Genomic DNA, 23,161 nt, shown 5'->3' on the forward strand with positions numbered 1-23,161 from the left:
TATACTTCCTGACTATCTTAGCTGTAAACATACTTATAAATAATGAAAGCTTTACTTACAATGTTGGTTTTACTGATAGCCCAACAGCCCGTATTTGTAAAGGGAAAGGGTTTTAAGGGATATATTTTTAGTGAAGATGTTGAGATGTATGTTCACTTTAAAGAAAAGCCTGGAAGGTTTACACCAACAAGAGCTGAAGTTATTCTTTGCGAAAAATTATTGAAGGAACAACTCAGGAATATCAAACAGAGTAGAGCTGCCCAATGCGCCGGAAGCCTCGTAATACATGAAAATTTGCAAAGGTACATTCGCCAGTATGTGGGTTATATAAATGAAAAGGGAGAAAAAATATTATGGATCAATATGCTTTGGGATGAAAGCAGTTATCTTGAAGATGTCGATAAGCGAATTATTATGGTAGATGATGGAGGGAATTCTTATTGGAATGTAAAAGTGAGTTTAAAATCGGCTAAGATCTATGATCTGCAAATTAACGGACATGGCTGACATAAAAAAAACATCCCGAAGGATGCCTTTATATTGTATAGCAAGTAAACAATAGATTACTCCTGCATGGTGTGGTATACGTTCATCACGTCATCATCTTCTTCGATCTTTTCAAGGAGTTTCTCCACATCGGCGACCTGCGCTTCGGTAAGTTCTTTAGTTACCTGCGGGATGCGCTCAAATCCTGATGAAAGTATCTCGATGCCGCGGTGCTCCAGTTCTTTCTGGATCGCCCCAAAGCTTTCGAATGGCGCGTACATAACGATGCCGTCCTCATCAGCAAAGATCTCCTCTACGCCAAAGTCGATCATCTCAAGTTCCAGTTCCTCCACGTCACGCCCTTCGGCAGGGATGCGGAAGTTGCAGGTATGATCGAACATAAATTCTACCGATCCCTGCGTGCCCATTGTACCATTGCACTTGTTGAAATAGCTGCGGATATTGGCTACTGTTCGGTTGTTGTTATCGGTGGCAGTTTCAATAAGGATCGCGATACCGTGCGGCGCATAGCCTTCGAACAATACCTCCTTAAAGTTGGCCGTATCTTTGTCCGACGCTTTCTTGATGGCGCGCTCCACATTTTCCTTCGGCATGTTGGCTGCCTTGGCATTTTGTATCACGGCCCTCAGGCGCGCGTTGGCCTCCGGGTTGCCTCCGCCTTCCTTTACGGCCATTACAATGTCCTTGCCTATCCTTGTGAACGTTTTGGCCATAGCCGACCAACGTTTCATTTTCCTTGCTTTCCTGAATTCAAACGCTCTTCCCATAATTAATTTGTTTGGAGGGACAAAAATAAACTTATTCCGTGTTTTTGCAAAAAATAGAGGGTTGGATTTTAGCCACGAATTAGAATTCGTTATCGCAGTCGAGTAGTCATTGCGAGGAGGAACGACGAAGCGATCTTTTACATTTCAAAATTGCCAGGAAAGATTGCCACGCTCCGTGCCTCCGCTCGCAATGACAGTCGCATAAACTTTCCGGTCGTTTAATCCTTCGGCACATGCTTCGACACAAAACCATCGCTCGCCGCATTCCAGGCGGTAATGGCATTGTTCCTGTCGTTATGGAATTTCGTCGTAAGTTTGTTATAAGCATCCACCGCCTTGTTCAGGTCGGCTACTGTTTTATTATAAGCGTCAATTTCTGCTTTCGACGGCTTACCCTTTGCATCCATCGCCTTTTTGGTTTCCTCGGCCTTTTGGTTCAGCATCAGGAAGTCGGTTACGGCAGGGGCGAACTCCAATGCTTCTTTTTTATAGAATTCCAATGCTTTTTTAGAGCCGTTCACCAGCATCATGTCGTTCTTGAATGGTTTGGCAGCCTTCAGTTTTTCAAGCCCTTCGGCAACGAAGGATTCCAGCGCCGACGCATTTTGCTGTATGGTATTGATGTTCTTATCCTGCACCGCCTTCATCAGGTTGGCATCGGTAATGTACACCTTAAAGAATATCAGGTACATATCGCTCTGGTGCCTGAATACCTGGTTGGAAATTTCCATTTTCTTGCCCAGTTCGGTCTCGTCGTCCGTAATGGCAATGTTGTATTTGTTGGCAAACTCCTTTTGGTTGGTGTTCAGTTTTTCAATTTCGGCATTGATCTTCTCATTTACCATATCGCGCGTCAGGATGTATGCTTCCATCAGGTCATATGACTGCTCGGCCACTTCCTGCATGTCGATGATCTTGTCGTATTCATCGTTAATGTACTTTTCAGAGATCGAATAGTAGGCGAGGAGTTGGTCGCGGTACACCACATCGCCCTTGTAGCCGTTGGTGGCACCTATTTTCTTAGAGGCAGCCTGTATCGACTTGATGAGGTTCTTACGCGTAGCATCGATCTTACGGGCGCTTTTGCTGTGGGCAACGGCCTTAGTGTACTTCCACGTGTTGGCAGTGATGGACTTACTTTCCTTCCCTATAAAGTTAAGGTAATCAATAGGTGTCTTAAATTCCTGTGCGGCACAGGTAAGCGATACTATCAATAGTATGCCGAGTAAAATTCGTTTCATTTGGTGGTTGGTTATTGGTTAAGGTCTTTCAATATGTTCACCGCTTCGTTTATATACATATCGGTTTTTATGGATCTTATTTTAAAGTCATTGGCGTTTTTAAGGTATTCGTCATACCCGGTCACTTCTTCGGTAAAAGCGGTGTTGCGTACGGTAAAGGCCTGTTCTTTTTCCGAGGCGGTAGTAATGTCCTTCCATATCTGGTCCATGGAGTGCACATCGTCATAAACATTGTCAAATGTCACGTTCAGTGGTTTTTTGGCGTTGTTGTATATGGCGTTTATCCTGTCGTTGACCGAGCTTACCAGCATGAACCCGGCATCGGATGCTATGCGTATCTTGCTCAGCTCAGCGGCCTTTTTTATAGGCTCCTGCGGCATTTTACTAAACCTCAGGTTGAGCCCCGGGATGCTGTCGTTTTTGATGGCAGTCGGCATGCCGCTTTCCCTTGGCAGCATCTTATCAAAAAAAGTAGGCAGCTCCACATCGGGTACAATACCTATGTACTGGCTGCTGTGGCCGGTAATGCGGTAAAATTTATCGATGGTCACCTTTACAAAATCGGTCGGGTTCTCATCTTCCAGCGGAAGTATCGTTTGCATGGTAGCTTTGCCCACGGTAGTATTGCCAACTATGATGCCGCGGTTGTAATCCTGCATCACACCGGCAAAGAATTCGCTGGCAGACGCCGAAAAGCCATTCACCAGCACCACTATCGGGCCATTGAAGACCATGCCACGGTTAAAGTCCTTGATCACGTTGTAGTCCATATCCTTGTCGGTCACCACCGCCACGGGGCCAAAGTTGATGAACATCCCCGCCATACGTATCACCTCGTCCATAGAGCCGCCGCCATTATACTGCAGGTCGATGATAAGGCCCTTGATATTCTCTTTTTTAAGTTTTACGACTTCTTTGGCTACATCGTCCGCGCAGCCCATATTATTATCCGAATCGAATGCGGTGTAAAAGCTTGGTACCTTAATGTAGCCCACGGGGTTCTTATCGCCCAGCACAAAGCTGTACACACTGTGGTCTTCGGCCTTCATCACCTTTTTTTCAAGGCTAACGGAATATACCGAGCCATCTTTTTTGCGAAGCGTAAGCACGACGGTCCTATAGGTGTCCGAATTCACGATGTTGCTGATGGTCTCCATCGAGGCGCACGATACGGTGTATTCGGTATTATTGGCTGCAAGCTTTATGATCTGGTCGCCTTTATCGATCTTATCGGCTTTGTAAGCCGGCCCGCCCGGCACGATCTCCTCCACAATGATCTGCTCCTTGTCATTTTGCGAAACATACAGTCCGAGCGAATAATTCTCTGTCGAAATGGAAGAAACGAACGATGCCTTCTCACTATAATTGAAATAGGTGGAATGCGGGTCGAAATACGAGCAGAAAACCGAGTAGAACTGGTTGTAAATGCTGTTGTCAAACCCTTCCGAGGGGTTTAGCAGCGCATTGACCTTGCACAGGTAGCTGTCCAGTACTTTTGCCCTCGATGCTTTTCCTAAAACCTCAACATACACTTTTAGCGAGTCCTTGTTCTTGCTTTGCTGGGCAATGTCCTCAAGGATGTCGTAGGTGATCTTTTTACGAAGGAAACTCTTGATCTTCTCTGCCTTTGTGTGAAAAGGGAAGGTATTTTTAGAGTAGTATATCGTGTCTTTGGTATTAAAGGGGAGTGGCTCTCGGCCAACTTCCTCTATATAGCCTTTGCTGCGTTCTAGCGCTTTTTTATAGATGGAGATAAAGTCAGAAAAAAAAGCGCAATCCTTGTTCCTGATGTAATCGTCGATAGAATGGCGGTGGCGCGCCAGCTGTTCATATTCGTCCTTCAGGAACAGCACTCGGTTGTCGTCCAGGTTCTCCATCACCTTATCAAAAACATAAACCGATAAACTGTCGTCTACCGGTTTAGGCTTGTAGTGCCTCGATTGAAGCACGGTATTCACTTTCGAAAAAACTTCGCATGCCTTATCATTATTTTGGGCTCCCACAGCAAATGGAAGCAGTAAAGCGATAGCGAAGAGTTTTTTCATGTTAGTCTATTTTTTTATAGAACGGCAATTTCACCACCTTAGCGGGGATGTCGTTCTTCCTTATGCGGATAAAGATCTCGCTGTCCGGCGCCGCAAATGCTGTGGGCACATAACCCAAACCGATGCCTTTGCCAAGCGATGGCGACTGCGTACCCGATGTTACAACACCTATCACGTTGCCCACTTTATCCGTGATCTCATAATCGTGCCTTGGTATGCCTCTGTCGGTAAGCTCAAAGCCAACCAGCTTGCGGGTCACACCGGCTTCCTTCTGCGATTTCAGTGCTTCAGAGTTGGTAAAGTCCTTATTGAACTTCGTGATCCAGCCCAGCCCGGCCTCAAGCGGCGAGGTAAGATCGTTGATGTCGTTCCCGTAAAGGCAAAAACCCATCTCCAGGCGAAGCGTGTCGCGTGCGGCAAGGCCAATAGGCTTGATCCCGTAGGCTTCCCCAGCCTCAAATACCCTGTTCCATATCTGTTCGATCTCGCTGTTCTTGGCATAGATCTCAAAGCCACCGCTTCCGGTATAGCCTGTCGCAGAGATGATCACGTTCTCGACACCTGCAAAATCGGCCACTTCAAAATGGTAATATTTAATAGCGGCAAGGTCGATCGATGTCAGCTCCTGCATGGCTTCCATGGCCATAGGCCCCTGTATCGCCAATAACGAATAATCGTCCGAAACATTGCGCATGTCCACGCCCAAGTCATTTTTAGATGCTATCCATGCCCAGTCCTTTTCAATGTTTGATGCATTTACCACCAACAGGTATTGCTCCTCCTTCATCTTGTATATGATAAGGTCGTCTACGATACCGCCTTCCTCATTTGGCAGGCACGAATATTGAGCACGGCCTACAGTAAGGGCAGAAGCATCGTTGCTGGTCACTTTTTGTATCAGGTCAAGGGCTTTCGGTCCGCTCAGCAGGAATTCCCCCATGTGCGATACATCAAATACCCCAACGCCGTTGCGCACGGTTTCGTGTTCGGCATTCACCCCTTCATATTGAACAGGCATGTTATAGCCCGCGAACGGGACCATTTTGGCACCAAGGCCCTCATGAATATGCGTAAGCGCAGTATTTCTCATTGTAAGCTAAAAATTTGAAATGTGTTTGTTGTTTGATCCTGCTAATATATTGAAAAAAACCGCAGTATCCGTAGGAAAACGGCAACAATTAAGAATTATTTGGCGGATATATCCCATCATTCCGTGAATGCGATATCGAAACGGATCGGTAGAGGCGTAATGCCTTGCGAGTCACGCTAGCTATAAAAAAGTGAGGCGCATTCAATGCGCCTCCTGTATCCTGCGAGATGCAAGCATTGCATCGCTATTGTATCGTTAAAAAAGAAAACCCACGTAAATCCGTTTCATCGGCATGAGTGCAGTTCGATCTGAGATCTGAAATGATCAAGACCACATCTCCCCGACCTCGTTCTTCAAATACGCCACGGCCACACTGCTCGGGCTTTGCTTATCGAACAGGTCGGTCAGGATAGCCTCCCGCATTTTGTCGGCAGAATCAGAACCCATGGAAGCTTTGCGGATCGTTTGTATCGTAGCGTTCTTGGCTGTCATGATCACATCCCACGCCTCGCCCGAAATGTAGATCTGCTGGGTAAGGTTGTGCTCGTATTCCTGCTCTATCTGGGCGATCAGGTATTCTTCGTAGTCTTTTTTGTCGGAAGAGTGAGGTGCCACGCGGATCAGCAGCTTGGCAGGGTTAATGCGCTCCAGGAAAAGCACCAGCCTTTCATAAGCCTGCAGGCGTATGGGCAGGGCGTTCTTTTGTGCTTCCTTGTGGATGAGGTAGCGGCGGCGGCCCTCCTCGTTTTTGGTATGTTGTGCAAAAAAGTAGTAAGCCACCAGTCCGGTAATAATGGCAGGCAGCGTATAGGCAAGAAGCTCGATGATCTTACTGAAGTCCATTTTCGTAAATTGTTTTTGAATGAGCGAAAATAAGGAATTATTCGAATACCATTCAGTTTTTTATTTAACCACATAGTGACATAGGAAGGATAGTCTCTTTATTTAAGTAGGCATACCTTCACATAGATGAAGCAACGCTTCAAACTTTGTGGGGCTAAAACCGGACTCTATCCCGACAATAATGGCTATGTATCTATGTATAAATTTAAACATATAGCATTTCACATCTTTAGCACATACTTTGATAAAATACTATTACCCCACACCGTCCAAAATCGATATTTTTATCCCATCGATCGTTATATTACCCTATGAATGCTATATTACACCGCCTGCTTTTAATCTGCTTTCTAGTGATCACCGGCCTTGCTTCCGCCCAAAACCCGAGTGAGCGGATCCGCATCGATGCCGGATGGCGGTTCTCGTTCGGGCATCCGTCGAATACTGAAAAAGACTTCGACCATGGTACTGAATATTTCTCCTACCTCGCGAAAACGGGCAATGGCGACGGCCCTGCCGCATCTGGTTTTGATGACCGTGCATGGCGGTTGCTCGACCTCCCGCACGACTGGGCGGTGGAACAATCATTTTCCGAAAAAGGCAGCCCAAGCCACGGCTTCAAGGCATCGGGCAAGGGCTTTCCGGAACGCAGCATCGGATGGTACCGCAAAAAGATAACCGTTCCGCAATCGGATCTTGGGAAGATCATTTCCCTGCAATTTGACGGCGTATACCGCAACTGCAAGGTGTGGTTCAACGGGCATTTCCTCGGGACGTGGGAGAGCGGCTACATGGGTTTCCAATATGATGTTTCGGCTTACGTGAATTACGGCATTGAAAATACCATTGCTGTACGTGTAGATGCTTCGATGGAGGAGGGCTGGTACTATGAGGGTGCGGGCATTTACAGGCATGTGCATCTACTCAAGACCGACCCCTTGCACGTGGCGCAAAATGGCACCAGCATAACATCTGATATCAAGAATGACTTTGCCGATATTACCGCACAGGCCACCATAGAGAATAAAGGCCATTACACAGGCAATATCGAAATTATGCAAACGGCTTATGATGCCGCAGGAAAAGTCGTGGCATCAGCAACTGAAAAAGGCAATGCCCCCGGTTTTTACAAAAGCGCGTTGTTCACCTCAGCATTCAGAATAAGCAACCCAAAGCTTTGGCATGTCGATACACCCAACCTCTACCGTATGGTAACGCAGGTAAGGCAGGAAGGCAGGATAGTAGATAGTTATGAAACCACTTTTGGCATCCGCAGCATACGGTTCGATGCCGAAGAGGGCTTTTTGCTTAACGGCAAGCCATTGAAGCTGAAAGGCACCAACAACCACCAGGACCATGCCGGGGTAGGGACAGCCCTGCCCGACGGTCTGCAGTATTTCCGCATACAAAAGCTAAAGGAAATGGGCAGCAACGCCTACCGCTGCTCACACCACCCGCCCACACCCGAACTGCTGGAGGCCTGCGACAGGCTTGGCATGCTCGTGATCGACGAGACCAGGCTGATGGGCATCAACGACTACCATCTCGAGACCGTGAGGCAAATGATAGAGCGCGACCGTAACCACCCCTCAGTGTTCTGCTGGTCTGTGGGCAATGAGGAATGGAAGATAGAGGGCAATATAACAGGGGAACGCATTACCCACATTATGCAGGACTTTCCCAAAAGCATCGACCCTACGAGGCCGGTGACCGTAGGCATCAGCAGTGGGTTCAGGAGCGGTATATCCTCGATGGTCGAAGTGATGGGCTACAACTACATGGGCAACGGCGACATTGACGCGCACAGGAAGCAATTCCCGCAACAGCCGGGAATGGGTACAGAGGAGGGTTCAACATTTGCTACCCGGGGCATTTACTTTGACGACGAGGCCAAACACTATAAAAGTGCCTATGACCGCAAGCCGCGCCCTAGTTTCTACAGCATAGAGGAAGGCTGGAAATTTTATGCGGAGAGGCCGTACCTGGCGGGGATGTTCATCTGGACAGGGTTCGACTATCGCGGGGAACCTACGCCGTATGGGTGGCCTTCGGTCACTTCCTATTTTGGGATGATGGACGTGTGCGGTTTCCCGAAAGACAATGTATATTACCTGAAGTCGTGGTGGGGCGACAAGCCTGTCCTGCACATCCTGCCACACTGGAACTGGCAGGGCATGGAAGGTAAGGAAATTGATGTGTGGGTACATTCCAATTGTGATGAGGTGGAACTGTTCCTCAACAAAAAAAGCCTCGGCAAAAAGAAGATGGAAAAGCTGGGCCATTTGGAATGGAAAGTGAAATACCAGCCGGGTACTTTGGAGGCCGTGGGCTATAAGGATGGCAGGAAGCAACTGTCGGAAGTGCGTAAAACTACCGGCGTTCCTGCAAATATCCGGCTTACACAAAACAAGATCCCCCATGCCAATGATGTGGCTGTATTTACTGTAGAAGTTACCGACAAGAATAGCCTGCACGTGCCTACAGCCAATAATGAAGTTTCATTTTCTGTAAAGGGAGGAAAGATATTGGGCGTAGGGAATGGCGACCCAACATCTTTGGAAAAAGATAGATTTGTTGAGGATATTTCGCTTATCAAAATAACAGGCTTGCAGGAGCAGGCGTTGGCTACAGCCGAATTGCTACAGCAATTGCCATCGTACCCTGAAAATAACTGGAAACCCGCCTTTGAAATCAGGGATTATAAGAACCCGAAGCCGGCTTATGTGTATCGCGGAAGTTTTGAGATCAAGGATTTTCCTGAAAATGCAGTGGTGACATTCTTTTACCAAAAGATAGGCCCGGATGCCGTAGTTTTTATCAATGGTAAAAAAGCAACGCCGACAAAAGAGGATGCACAAAAGTATGTGCTTAGCGCGGATCTCCTCAAAAATGGGAACAACACGCTGCACATCATCGCCACTCCACTGCGCAAAGTGAACGACTGGGACGCGGCCAATACCGATCCGGGGATGATACAGGTACTTACTCCTGCCGGGCAATGGAGAAGAAAGCTGTTTAATGGCTATGCGCAGGTGATAGTCCAGCCTGACGGTAGTGGTAATGATATGCAATTAACAGCCACAACTGTCGGTTTGAAGTCGGCAACATCTGTTATTCCGCCAAAGTAGTAAGAAAACATGATAAAATTCAAGTCGCCCTGATTTGCTGGCGAAAACGTGATAGCTGTAGTGCTGTTGTATAGGCAAATGTGTTTAATGTTGCGTTTCTTTGGGGTGCTGTATGGTTTTAATATGGTATTCAAATTATAGCTATTCTATTCATTCGTGATATTTTAGCCGAAAACCGAATATCAAATGAATTATTACCAGAAATGCATTAAAGCGCTGGCAGCTGTATTTTGCCTTGTGGCAGTACAGCAGGCAAGTGCCCAATTTACCCCTGTAGGCAGCGGGAGTTACCGCACTACCTTTCCCGGCACCGACCAGGCAGGCCGCAACGCCTTCCCGTCCGGCTCGCCACTGGTTAGCGGCAACGCCGTGGGCAAACCTGTACCTACGAACGACTGGTGGTCAAAAAAAATAAAAGAAAACCACGTAAATAATCTTTTCAACTATCCGCTGGCGATGCGTACGGTGAACCAGGGGTTGGTGGTAAGCTATATAGTGGCCGCCTCAACGGGCAACGGCGCCACCCAGCCTATGGATGACATCCTACCGATAACTGTGGGTGTAACGGGACTCAATGCGGGCCAGGCGACCGTATGTGATCATTCCGACTGGACGGTAAGCATGAACTGGGCCAACGGTACGAGATCGTTTACCGCGACAATGGGCATCGGGATGCCGTTCATTTACTTCACCAAAAATACATCGGATGTTGCCGAAGTGAAGATTATCGAGGGCAGTGTGGTCATAAATAATGAAATGCTTGTGGTGACCAACTCTCACCAGGGCGCTGACTTTGCCGTATATGCCCCTGTAGGCAGTACATGGACGCAAACCGGAACTACGTATACCTCAACCCTTAATGGCAAAAATTACTGGTCGATGGCCTACCTGCCGCCATCGGCACCCAACCTTAACACTGTAGCGGAACAATACAAGCAGCACGCCTATGTGTTCCCCACAAATACCACAGCCACATGGAATTACAATGAAGGCAACTCGAAGCTGACAACCACTTTCAATGTAACTACCGAGGTTAAAGAGGGTACGGGGACCACTGTGTTGCTTGGATTGCTCCCACATCAATGGGCGCACCTTGCATCGTCTTCTGTACAGCCAACAGGGGCGACCTACAGCTCCATCAGGGGCGACCTGAAGCTGCTGGCAGGCAATACATTTACCGTAGAGAACACATTTAAAGGCATACTTACTACATTGCCTTATGTGGATAATTACAGCGACGGCTTTAGCCCGGCGGCACTGGCATCGAAAATTAACCTTATCAAGAATGACCAGCTGGATACATGGACGGACTCCTACAACGAGGGCCAGCTGATGAACCGCCTGATACAGACCGCCCGCATTGCTGACGAAATGGGTAATGTGGAAGCCCGCAACACTATAAAAGCCACCATTAAGCAAAGGCTTGAGAATTGGCTCAAGGCCGAATCTGGCGAGGTAGCGTTCCTTTTTTATTACAATAATAACTGGTCGGCGCTATTAGGCTATCCGGCGGGCCACGGACAGGACAGCAACCTCAACGACCATCATTTCCACTGGGGGTATTTCATCCACGCCGCAGCCTTTATGGAGCAGTACGAACCGGGCTGGGCCGCACAATGGGGCCCAATGATCGACCTTTTGGTGCGCGATGCGGCCTCTCCCAACAGGAATGACACACTTTTCCCATACCTAAGGAACTTCAGCCCCTACGCGGGGCACAGCTGGGCCAATGGCTTTGCGACCTTTCCATTCGGCAACGACCAGGAATCGACCTCTGAAAGCATGCAGTTCGCGTCATCGCTTATCCATTGGGGTGCTGTGACCGAGAATGATGCCGTAAGGGACCTGGGTATTTATATTTACACGACAGAGCAAACGGCTACCGAGGAATATTGGTTCGACATGCACAACCGTACCTTCAAGCCCGGCTATGGCTACAGCCTTGCCTCGAGGATATGGGGTAATGGCTACGACAACCAGACCTTCTGGACATCGGATATTGCGGCGGCTTACGGCATCGAGATGTACCCGATACATGGCGGATCACTGTACATGGGCCACAACCTTGGTTACGTGGAAGAGCTGTGGAGTGAAATAGCTGCCAACACCGGCATCATGAACAACCAGGTGAATGCCAACCTTTGGCACGATACCTACTGGCAGTACCTTGCCTTTATTGATGCGCCCGCGGCGATAGAACTGTACGATTCTTATCCGGACAGGGCATTGAAATTCGGTATCTCCGATGCGCAAACCTATCATTGGCTGCATGCCATGAACGCCTTGGGACCTGTAAATGCCGAGGTTACGGCCAACTATCCCATAGCGGCAGTATTTACAAATAATGGCGACAATATTTATGTTGCCCATAATTACGGCGATGCGCCCATTACCGTAACATTCTCTGACGGATCTACGCTGAATGTCCCTGCGAACGATATGGTTACAAGCCTTGACGTGAACGTTGCCGGACAGCTTTCGGCCGATTTTTACCAGGCGTACCCGAACGGCAGCGTGAACCTTGCGGTTGAGGTAACGGGTACAGGAATTACCGGCGTTTCCTTTTACGATGGTAATACACTCATAGGTACTGATAACGAAGCGCCTTACCAAATGCCGGCCCCTAACCTTGCTTTGGGTATACACAACATAGTGGCAAGGGTACACGTGGGCGCCGGCTTCAGTATGACCAATGCCATACAGGTAACGGTAGGGGAGCAGGTGCCGTATTCCGGCACACCTTTCCAGGTACCGGGCACGATACAGGCAGGGAATTATGATGTTTTCCAGGCTGGGATAGGGCAGAATATCGCTTATTATGATTCTTCCGCCAATAACGAGGGTACCTACAGGCCAACCGAATATGTAGATGCCAATGTGGTACCGAACGAAGGCCCAACTGTGGGCTGGATAACTTCGGGTGAATGGCTGGAATACACCATTGACGTTCAGGCTTCGGGACTTTATACCGCGACGGTGCGCTATGCTTCTGGCAATGGCGGTGGGGGCGGGCCGTTCCGTTTTGAGATCGACGGTGTAGCCATAAGCGCCGATGCTGCCGTAGCCGCTACGGGCGACTGGGGTGCGTGGGCTAACAAAGTGGTAAACAACGTCGCCCTGACACAGGGGCAGCACGTGCTTCGCTTTGTAGCTGTGGGCGGCGGGTTTAACCTTGGGAACATGACCTTTGCATTGGCAGGGCCGCTGCCGTATGTTCCGCCTATGGCAAATGCAGGGGACAATGTAACGGTAACACTGCCTGCGACTACAGCAACACTTGATGGCTCGGCGAGCAACGACCCCGAAGGGCAGGCGATAACGTATAGCTGGTTACAGGTCTATGGCCCATCCATAATAACATTCAATTCCGCGACAAGCGCATCGCCAACGGTTTCCAACCTTGTTGCGGGCATTTACAAAGTAGCGCTTACCGTGAGCGACGGAACCTACACTTCGACCGATGAGGTACTTATCATTGTTACGACGGGTGGGAACGCGGCGCCTACGGTAACGATCACATCACCGGCTAATGGGGCTTCGTACCTGTTGGGCCAAACGATAAGCCTTGGTGCGGGAGCTGCCGACATCGACGGGACTGTCGCATTGGTACGATTCTACAGCGGCACTACCCTAATTGGCGAAGATACCACGGCTCCGTATAGCTTTGACTGGGCCAATGCACCGGCGGGCACGCATACCATAACTGCGGTAGCTACCGATAATAGCGATGCGGAAACCACATCGGCTGGAATAACGATTAACGTCACTCAGGTGGCTATTTGTACCGAAACTTCAAGTACCGCACAGCAGGGAGCGTTTACTACCGGATATGAGATCAAATTTGAAACTTCAGGAAATAATGTCATCATCACGGCAACCTTGCTTGATACCGATAAGACAGGCGTTGTGGCCTTCCTGTGGAGGGAGACGCCTTTTGCCGAAACGGAGATGCAAAATACATCAGGGCTTAGTTATACTTCAACTGTTGGCGGGCTTACGGCCGGGCAGACCATAACTTATGCTATTAAATTCGCGTATGCTGGCGGTATGTCGGTAACGGAATACTTTACGTATGAAGTAGGGGAGAACTGTGCTTTGGATATTGACAGGCCAGACTTTGGAAATTCGGTAAAAATGTATCCTAATCCTGCGACGGGCATGGTTTACATCGAATCGGAGCAAATTGACATCACCAAAGTTGAGGTATATTCCGTATTAGGCAGTAAAGTATTGGAGGGTTCAGGAAAGGAGATCAACATTGAGAGCCTTACCGACGGATTATATTTGGTAAAGCTATACTCCGGCACCAATTCTATTACCAAAAAGTTAGTTGTAAAATAGTAGTTAATAGTTTGTTTGTTTACTGAGGCAGGGCTTAACGGTCCTGCCTTTATTTTTTATACCTATTCGATACCGATGACAATTACAGTTCCTGATCTACATCTCGTGTTACTTTTCTCTATCACATACACATGACCTTATGCGATGTGCCTGCAATTTCGCTGAATGATGTAGGCCGATCATATGTAATGATTTTGGCAGTCCCAGTGTTTTGTTAAGGATGTCTAAAAATACTGTTTTGAGGATGTGTTACGAAAACGGTGTAGTTGTAGTGTTGATGTATAGGTGCAATTGCAATGTTGTAGCATCAAATCGTGTGCGTGTATGGTTTGTATATACTTAAAGCCGGGTAACATAATAGTTATTTAGGCATATATTAGCTGAAAATATAAAATTTATGAAGAAAAATTATCAAAAATGTATTAAGGTACTATTACTGATGGTTTGTGTGGCTTTTACACATTACTCGGGTTACAGTACTGGTAAAACGACCGGCACATCGTTCGATACGCCCTGCTCAGGAACAGGCAGTGCTGCATCTGAGGGTACATTCTCTACAGGCTACAGCTATGTATTCTCTACAATAGGCACTACTGTGAATGTTTCTGTAACATTGTTGGACACCGATAAAACAGGTGTTGTTGCTTATGTAAGGACACAAATGCCATTTACTGAAGCACCTATGACCGGTACTGCACCTACATTTACAGGTACGATCCCTGCGCAGACACCCGGTGCTACGATAGGCATAGCGGTTAAGTTCGCCTACGCCGGCGGAATGGCCGTAACACAATACATCAATTATGTGGTAGGTGAGAACTGTACAGGTGGCGGCGGTGATACCCAGGCCCCTACAGGCTTTACAGCGACAGCGGGTACGGTTACGGCCAATTCGGTACAACTGCTGCTCAACGGCACTGACGATTCGGGAAGTGTGGTATATACCATAACTTATGGCTCATCAACAAATACGGTAACAGGCACTTCGGGAACCCAGTTGCCGGTCGTTATCAATAACCTTTCGGCAGGTACCGCTTATTCGTTCAGCATTACTGCGGCCGATGCTGCCGGCAATACAGCGGCCAACAACCCTATCGTGGTACAGGCTACCACATCGGCAGCCCCAGCCAACACGCCTTGTGCGGGAACGGGCAATGCAGCATCTGAGGGCACATTCTCTACGGGGTACAGCTATACTTTTTCTACAACAGGCACTACCGTAAATGTTTCGGTATCGCTTTTAGATACAGACAAAACGGGTGTTGTTGCATATTTAAGGACGCAAATGCCATTTTCAGAAGTACCAATGGGTGGGACCGCACCTACATTTACAGGCACGATACCGGGCCAGACACCCGGCGCTACGATAGGCATAGCTGTTAAGTTCGCCTATGCCGGCGGCCTGGTGGTCACGCAGTACATCAATTATGTTGTGGGCGAGAACTGTACAGGCGGCGGTAGCGATACTCAGGCCCCTACCGGCTTTACAGCTACAGCGGGTACGGTTACGGCCAACTCGGTACAATTGCTGCTTAACGGTACGGATAATTCGGGCACTGTTGTGTACACCATTACTTATGGAGGTATGACTGCTACGGTAACAGGTAACTCTGGCGAGCAGACCGCTTATGTTATAACTGACCTTACGGCAGCGACCGCTTATACATTTACCGTAACTGCTGCCGATGGCGCAGGCAACGCCGCGGCAAATAATCCTGTTACGGTAAATGCGACCACACTTTCGAACATGAGCAGTGTGCCGTGTACGGGTACAGGTACTGCGGCGCAGGATGGTACTTTTAATACGGGGTACAGCTATTCGATACAAACGGTTAACGGCAATGTGAATGTTAGCATGACAATGCTTGATACCGACAAAGAAGGCGTAGTGGCCTACCTATGGATACAAACACCATTTGCCGAGGTACAAATGCAAAGTGCGGGGAACCTTACTTTTACAGGTACCATTGCAGGGCAGGCAGCAGGCAGTACAATAAATATCGCTGTAAAATTTGCTTATGCAGGCGGATTGGCAGTTACCCAATACATTCCGTATATAGTTGGACAGGACTGCGCGCCAACAGCAGATACCCAGGCCCCGACCGGTTTTACGGCTACGCTCGGTACTGTAACGGCGAACACGGTTGAACTGGTGCTTAACGGTACAGACAATTCAGGTTCGGTAACCTATACCATTACTTACGGTATGGAAACAGAGACGGTTACTGTGGCTTCGGGCCAGCAGACAGTAGTGATCGAAGGGCTTTCTCCTGAGACTGCCTACAGCTTTAGCATTACGGCTTCGGACGCTGCGGGCAACATGGCGGCGAATAACCCAATAGTGGTTATGGCTACGACGCCTGAAGAAGGTGGCGGCAACGAGAACACGCCATGTGCGGGTACGAGCAATGCAGCACAGGACGGAACCTTCTCTACAGGATATACCTATGAGTTTGAAACAGTGGGCAACAGCGTAAATGTCACTATTACATTGCTGGATACCGACAAAGAAGGTGTAGTGGCCTACCTATGGCAGCAGGCACCGTTCGCAGAGTCGGGCATGGATGCTGAAGGGAATTTAACCTTTACAGGTACGCTTACAGGGCAAACCATGGGTAATACCATTGGCATTGCGGTTAAGTTCGCCTACGCGGGCGGATTGGTCGTGACACAATACATCAACTATCAAGTTGGCGAGGATTGCGGCACAGGTGAAGAAGATACGGAAGCGCCGGCCGGCCTTGAAGTAAACACAGGAGCGGTTACGGCAACTTCCATTGAGCTACTGCTTACCGCTACAGATAATTCAGGCGATGTGATCTATACCATTACCTACGATGGCGGAACTGCCATTACCGTTACCGGCGAGTCCGGTGAAATGGGATCGGTAGTGATAAACAACCTATTGCCGGAAACACAATATATATTTACCATTACGGTTACCGATGCTGCAGGGAACATGGCAGTGAGCGTTGTAACATTACAGGCAGGAACGGAAGAAGATACCAATACGGAGTGTGAGGGTATGAGCAATGTAGCACAGCAGGGAACTTTCTCTACAGGATATACCTACCATTTTGAAACAGTGGGTAACGATGTAGTGGTAACATTCGAGCTTTTGGATACCGATAAAGAAGGCGTTGTAGCTTATGTATGGCAGGAAACACCTTTTGCCGAAATTGCTATGGCACAAGGCACAGGGCTTTCGTTCTCGGCAACAGTTACGGGACTTACTGCAGGACAGGACTACAACTTCGCAGTTAAGTTCGCCTATGCAGGCGGTCTGTCGGTGACTAAGTATTTTACCTATACAGTAGGCGAGGAATGCGAACTGGGTGTAGGCAGGCCAGATCTTGATCAGGTTGTAAAAATGTATCCTAACCCGTCTAACGGAGTAGTGAATTTTGACCTGGGCACTGAAACATTATCTAAAGTTGAAATGTTCTCTGTCCTTGGGGCAAAAGTTCTGGAAAGCAGTGATAACACTATGAATGTTGAGAGCCTTCCTGCGGGACTGTATATAGTAAAGATACTTTCCGGCAACAAAACAGCTACTAAAAAACTACTGGTGGAATAAGCAAAACATAAATATCCATTCTGAAAGGACTGCCCCGACCGGGCGGTCCTTTTTGTTTAAACATAGTGAGGATGATCTGTGATCAGAATAAGCATATAAATGTTTTAAAGATCACAATGCCGAAGAGGTTGTTTCTATATCGATTTCGTAATCATCAAGAAAACGGTACAGTTACATTGTTAATGTATTGTTAATGTATAGGCGGAACCGGTACGTTGTGGTAAAAAACAATGTGTTGTATGGTTTGTGTATACTAATGTTTTAATTATTATATAAATAATTAGGACTAATTTGGCTGAAAATATAAAGTTTATGAAACAAAATTATCAAATACGCATCGGGAGGTTTTTGCTGGTGCTTATGGCAGTCCTTTCGCAATATGCTTTTGGGAGAGGGGCGTATGATGCCGGTTGTACTGATTCATTGGACAACTCCACTTCTGGTGCTGCAACTTTTACCGGCTGTTCGGGCACAGGTACAGCGGCATCTGAAGGTACATTTACCACAGGCTACAATTATACGTTCTCAACTACGGGATCTACGGTAAATGTAGCGATCACCCTGTTGGATAACAAATCTGGTGTTGTTGCTTATGTAAGGACACAGACCCCTTTCACCGAAACGTCTATGGCCAACGCCGGAGGGTTGAATTTTACGGGCACCATACCTAACCAACAGCCCGGTGCGACGATAGGCATAGCTGTAAAGTTTGCCTATGCTGGGGGGATGGTAGTAACACAATGGATAAATTATGTAGTTGGCAATAACTGCAGCGCAGTGACAGATACCCAGGCGCCTACAGCTTTTACGGCCACAGCGGGTGCGGTAACATTTTCATCGGTAGAGCTTTTGCTCAATGCCACAGATGATTCCGGATCGGTAACATATACTATAACGTATGGATCCAATACAACTACCGTTTCCGGAACATCAGGTGTACAAAAGTCAAAGGTGATCAGTGGCCTCAACCCAAGTACGGCATATACCTTTAACGTGACTGCAAAAGATGCTGCCAACAATACGGCGGCAAATGCTCCTGTCAGCGTGGCTGCAACTACTACGGCCGATACCAGCACAGCTTGCTCCGGTACCAGCGCTCAGGCAGCAGAGGGGACTTTTTCTACCGGATATAATTATAACTTTCAAAGCAATGGTGGCAGTGTTACCGCAACCTTTACTTTACTGGATACCGACAAGACAGGTATAAATGCTTATTTATGGCTACAGTCACCATTTACAGAAGCTGGCATGACCAATACATCCGGCCTTACATATACAAAAACCATGTCCGGGCTTACTCCGGGGCAGACCTACAACTTTTGTGTAAAGTTTGCCTATGCGAACGGTTTGGTAAGGACAAAATATTTTGCTTATACTGTAGGCGATACCTGCGCGCCACCTGTTACCGATACCCAGGCGCCTACAGCCTTTACGGCCACGGCAGGAACGATCACGTCAACATCAATACAGCTGCTGCTTAACGCGACAGATAATTCGGGCACAGTAAATTATACGATCACCTATGGCTCGGCAACGGTAAATGCCACAGGTTCATCGGGTGTACAAAAGTCAGTAGTGATCAACAACCTTACACAAAATACTCCTTATACATTCAGCATTACTGCCAAAGACGCGGCCAACAACGTAGCGGCCAACAACCCGCTAAGTGTACAGGCCACAACTGCTGTAGATACTAACACAGCCTGTTCGGGCACCAGCGCGCAGGCACAGGGTACGCCGGGCTTTACCACCGGCTACAATTATAATTTTGTGACCAATGGCAGCACTGTTACCGCTACCTTTACATTATTAGATACAGATAAAACAGGTGTTGTAGCGTATCTGTGGACCGTTGTAAATGGCGCCTTTGCAGAAAGCCCGCAGATACAGGCAGGTTCAGGGCTTACTTTTAGCCGTACGATCACAGGGCAAACTCCGGGGGCTGTCATCCAGATCGCCATGAAATTCGCCTACGCGGGCAATGCTTCTACAACAAAGTATTTTAGTTATACCGTGGGCGATACCTGCGGCGTAGTCCCTGCTGATACCCAGGCGCCAACGGCTTTTACAGCAACAGAAGGCGCGGTAACGACCTCATCGGTAGAGTTATTGCTTAACGCAACAGATAATTCGGGCACAATAAATTATACGATCACCTATGGCTCGACAACGGTAAATGCCACAGGTTCATCGGGTGTACAAAAGTCAGTAATGATCAACAACCTTACACAAAATACTCCTTATACATTCAGCATTACTGCCAAAGACGCGGCCAACAACGTAGCAGCCAACAACCCGCTAAGTGTACAGGCCACTACGGCTATAGATACCAACACGGCCTGTTCGGGCACCAGTGCGCAGGCACAGGGTACGCCGGGTTTTACGACGGGCTACAATTATAATTTTGTGACCAACGGCAGCACTGTTACCGCTACCTTTACATTATTAGATACAGATAAGACGGGTGTTGTGGCTTACCTTTGGACCGTTGTGAATGGCGCTTTTGCAGAAAGCCCGCAGATTCAGGCAGGTTCCGGCCTTACTTTTAGCCGTACGATCACAGGGCAAACTCCGGGGGCTGTCATCCAGATCGCCATGAAATTCGCCTATGCGGGCAATGCTTCTACAACAAAGTATTTTAGTTACACTGTTGGCGATACATGCGCACCTCCGGTGGTAGATACACAAGCACCAACTGCCTTTACCGCTACAGCTGGTACAATTACGGCAACATCAATACAGCTGCTGCTAAATGCTACTGATAATTCAGGTTCGGTAAATTATGCCATTACCTACGGCGCTACGACCGTAAATGCTACGGGTGTATCAGGCGAGCAAAAGTCAGTTATCATCAGCAACCTTACTCCCGAGACGGCTTACACGTTTAGCATTACTGCCAAAGATGCGGCCAACAACGTAGCAGCCAATAACCCGCTGAGTGTACAGGCCACTACGGCTATAGATACCAACACGGCCTGTTCGGGCACCAGCGCGCAGGCACAGGGGACGCCGGGCTTTACCACCGGCTACAATTATAATTTTGTGACCAACGGCAGCACTGTTACCGCAACATTTACATTATTAGATACAGATAAGACAGGCGTGGTAGCTTACCTTTGGACCGTTGTGAATGGCGCTTTTGCAGAAAGCCCGCAGATACAGGCAGGTTCAGGGCTTACCTTTAGCCGTACGATAACCGGGCAAACGCCGGGATCTGTCATCCAGATCGCAATGAAATTCGCCTACGCGGGGAATGCTTCTACAACTAAGTATTTTACCTATACTGTGGGTGATACATGCGTGCCGCCGGTACTCGATACCGAAGCCCCGGAAAACTTTACAGCTACAACGGGCCAGGTGACTTCAACATCGGTAGAATTATTACTGAATGCTACGGATGATTCCGGCGAAGTTACCTACAACATCACGTATGGCGGAACTACGATCGCCATTTCAGGTATCTCAGGAGAGCAGCTTTCACATGTCATTACTCCGCTATCTCCTGAAACAGCTTATAGCTTTAGCATAGCCGCCAGCGACGATTACGGTAACCAGGCGGCCAACAATGCCATAGTAGTACCTGTAACTACCCCGGCGCACAATAATACGCCTTGTGCCGGTATTGATTCAGAGGCTACGGATGGCGGATTTTCAATAGGTTACAATTATGATTTTGCGACCAATGGCACCGATGTTACCGTTACATTTACGCTTCTTGATAGTGATAAAACGGGCGTGGTCGCGTACCTGAGGCAGCAAAGCCCCCTTTTAGAAACGCCGATGGCGCATGTTTCGGGTCTCACTTATTCAGTTACGCTCCAGGGGCTTACTCAGGGAACGCTGCTTACATACGCGGTGAAGTTCGCCTATGCGGGCGGGCAGTCTGTCACAAAATATTTTGACTATATAGTGGGTGATACCTGCGCCGGTGGTACGGGCGACGTATTTACCACCGTTTGGGAAAATGGCACCTGGAGCAACGGCATCCCGGTCTCTTATCAATATGCTGCTGTCATTAATGATGATTATAATTCAGCTTCGAACGGGGAGATCATTGCGGCATCGCTCTCTGTTGCTGGTGGGGAGGTTGTTGTTGCCGATGGCGATAACTTTACCATACTGGGCGCGATCGATGTGGATAATGAAGCGACTTTTACATTACAGAACAATGCCAACCTGATACAGGAAAATAATGAGCAGAACACAGGTGAAATATCGGTCGTTAAAGACAGTGCACCAATGTACAGGCTCGATTATGCCCTGTGGGGTTCGCCTGTAAGCGGACAGAACCTGCAGCTGTTTTCAGAAAACACGCTTAGCAACAGGTTCTATACCTACAATCCTGTAACCGATACCTACAATTCCATCGCTCCTGACACAAATGATTTCGCAACCGGAAAAGGCTACCTCATACGTGTTGCCAATAACCACCTGGATTTTGTGAGCAATGATATCGCCCCTGTAAGTTGGACAGGTACATTTAAAGGCGTGCCTAACAATGGGGATATCAACGTTCCTGTTACAGCTGCCCTTGATGCGGAAGGAGACGAAAATGACATTAAAGGTTTTAATGCCATAAGCAACCCGTATCCTTCGGCTATTAATATCGCTGCCTTCTTTGAGGAGAATCAAGCCAACCTTGCAAGTAATACCCCTATATTCTTCTGGAGGAAGAAGAATGGTGCGGGTACGTCAAGCTACTGTTCGTTAACCCTTGCCGGCTATAATGCCAACTCGGGCAATGCATTTGGCGACAGCAGCAACGGGTTGTTCACCAACCCTAACAACAGCGACGACTGGGTTATCAATTCAGGCCAGGGGTTTATCGTGCGTGCAACATCGGGAACGGTATCGTTTAAGAATAGTATGCGCAGGGCGGTAAATAACAACCAGATGTTCCGTAATGCCATGGATACCCAGGTTGAAAAGTCGCGACTATGGCTTAATATCACTAATGCGGAAGGAACTTTTGGACAAACCACCATAGCGTATACGCCTACTACTACCACAGGCCTTGATTATGGCTGGGACGGAACCGCTATAACCGATGGCGAGCTGGCTATCTATTCGCTTGCGGGCCAATCGAAGCTGGGCATCCAGGCAAGGGCAGCATTTGATGCGGCTGATGTAGTGCCTGTTGAATATAAAGTGAACGCTGCGGGTGAATATACCATCTCGCTTGACCATTTTGATGGTGTGTTTGACCAGGGGCAGGATATTTTCCTAAGGGATAACCTGCTTGGAATTACGCACGACCTGAAACTGTCGCCATATAGCTTTACATCAAACACAGGCGTTGTAACAGCAAGGTTCGATGTGGTATATGCCGAAGCGCTAAATACCGCTACTCCAGAATTTGACAGCAACAGCCTGATAGTATACAAACAGGGCAACGCCATCAATATCACCACCGGAGCTACCGATATGAAGTCGGTAGCTGTTTATGATGTGCATGGCAGGCTGCTGTACAGCGCGGCGAATGTAAATGCTGCGACAACTTCAATAACAACATTGCAGGCCCAGGGCCAAATGCTTATTGTGCAGGTAGGGACCACACAGGGCATGAAGGCAAGCCGTAAAATAGTTTTCTAAGTTTCATATTTTAGCAACAGAAAAGCCCCG

The 23,161-nt window shown here is 48.1% G+C and carries 10 protein-coding genes; 5 read left to right on the forward strand and 5 right to left on the reverse strand.

Going from position 1 to position 23,161, the window contains the following annotated elements:
• Positions 1-42: 42 nt before the first annotated feature.
• A complete protein-coding gene (locus tag ACT6R0_RS02945) occupies positions 43-507 on the forward strand; it encodes a hypothetical protein (RefSeq protein WP_444651152.1) in 465 nt (154 codons plus the stop codon).
• A gap of 56 nt (positions 508-563) precedes the next feature.
• On the opposite strand, the gene ACT6R0_RS02950 is transcribed toward ACT6R0_RS02945, so the two are convergent.
• The 5 genes from ACT6R0_RS02950 to ACT6R0_RS02970 all read right to left on the reverse strand — a co-directional run bounded on the left by ACT6R0_RS02950 (position 564) and on the right by ACT6R0_RS02970 (position 6,493).
• On the reverse strand, positions 564-1,274 hold the full coding sequence (locus ACT6R0_RS02950) for a YebC/PmpR family DNA-binding transcriptional regulator (protein ID WP_444651153.1): 711 nt from the start codon (positions 1,272-1,274) through the stop codon (positions 564-566).
• 218 nt (positions 1,275-1,492) lie between these two features.
• The gene (locus ACT6R0_RS02955; protein WP_444651155.1) at positions 1,493-2,515 is read right to left on the reverse strand and encodes an LIC11966 family surface protein; all 1,023 of its coding nucleotides are present in this window, start codon (positions 2,513-2,515) and stop codon (positions 1,493-1,495) included.
• An 11-nt stretch (positions 2,516-2,526) separates the two neighbouring features.
• Positions 2,527-4,560: a carboxy terminal-processing peptidase gene (locus tag ACT6R0_RS02960; protein WP_444651157.1), complete on the reverse strand. Its 2,034-nt coding sequence runs from the start codon at positions 4,558-4,560 to the stop codon at positions 2,527-2,529.
• A 1-nt stretch (position 4,561) separates the two neighbouring features.
• Positions 4,562-5,650 carry a glycine cleavage system aminomethyltransferase GcvT gene (gcvT, locus tag ACT6R0_RS02965; RefSeq protein WP_444651159.1) on the reverse strand — a complete coding sequence of 363 codons (1,089 nt, stop codon included), beginning with the start codon at positions 5,648-5,650 and terminating at the stop codon, positions 4,562-4,564.
• 324 nt (positions 5,651-5,974) lie between these two features.
• Positions 5,975-6,493, reverse strand: a complete 519-nt coding sequence (locus tag ACT6R0_RS02970) for a DUF7935 family protein (RefSeq protein WP_444651161.1) — start codon at positions 6,491-6,493, stop codon at positions 5,975-5,977.
• Positions 6,494-6,804: 311 nt separating this feature from the next.
• Here ACT6R0_RS02970 and galA point away from each other — a divergent pair, with 311 nt between their 5' ends.
• The 4 genes from galA to ACT6R0_RS02990 all read left to right on the forward strand — a co-directional run bounded on the left by galA (position 6,805) and on the right by ACT6R0_RS02990 (position 23,131).
• The gene (gene galA / locus ACT6R0_RS02975; RefSeq protein WP_444651163.1) at positions 6,805-9,621 is read left to right on the forward strand and encodes a beta-galactosidase GalA; all 2,817 of its coding nucleotides are present in this window, start codon (positions 6,805-6,807) and stop codon (positions 9,619-9,621) included.
• A 186-nt stretch (positions 9,622-9,807) separates the two neighbouring features.
• Entirely contained in the window at positions 9,808-13,962 is a 4,155-nt protein-coding gene (locus ACT6R0_RS02980; protein WP_444651165.1) for a glycosyl hydrolase, read from the forward strand.
• 397 nt (positions 13,963-14,359) lie between these two features.
• Positions 14,360-17,539 carry a fibronectin type III domain-containing protein gene (locus tag ACT6R0_RS02985; protein ID WP_444651167.1) on the forward strand — a complete coding sequence of 1,060 codons (3,180 nt, stop codon included), beginning with the start codon at positions 14,360-14,362 and terminating at the stop codon, positions 17,537-17,539.
• A 312-nt stretch (positions 17,540-17,851) separates the two neighbouring features.
• Positions 17,852-23,131: a fibronectin type III domain-containing protein gene (locus ACT6R0_RS02990; protein ID WP_444651169.1), complete on the forward strand. Its 5,280-nt coding sequence runs from the start codon at positions 17,852-17,854 to the stop codon at positions 23,129-23,131.
• Positions 23,132-23,161: the final 30 nt, after the last annotated feature.

The sequence above is a fragment of the Flavobacterium sp. genome, assembly GCF_052437795.1.
In the GTDB taxonomy this organism is placed as follows: Bacteria; Bacteroidota; Bacteroidia; order Flavobacteriales; family Flavobacteriaceae; genus Flavobacterium.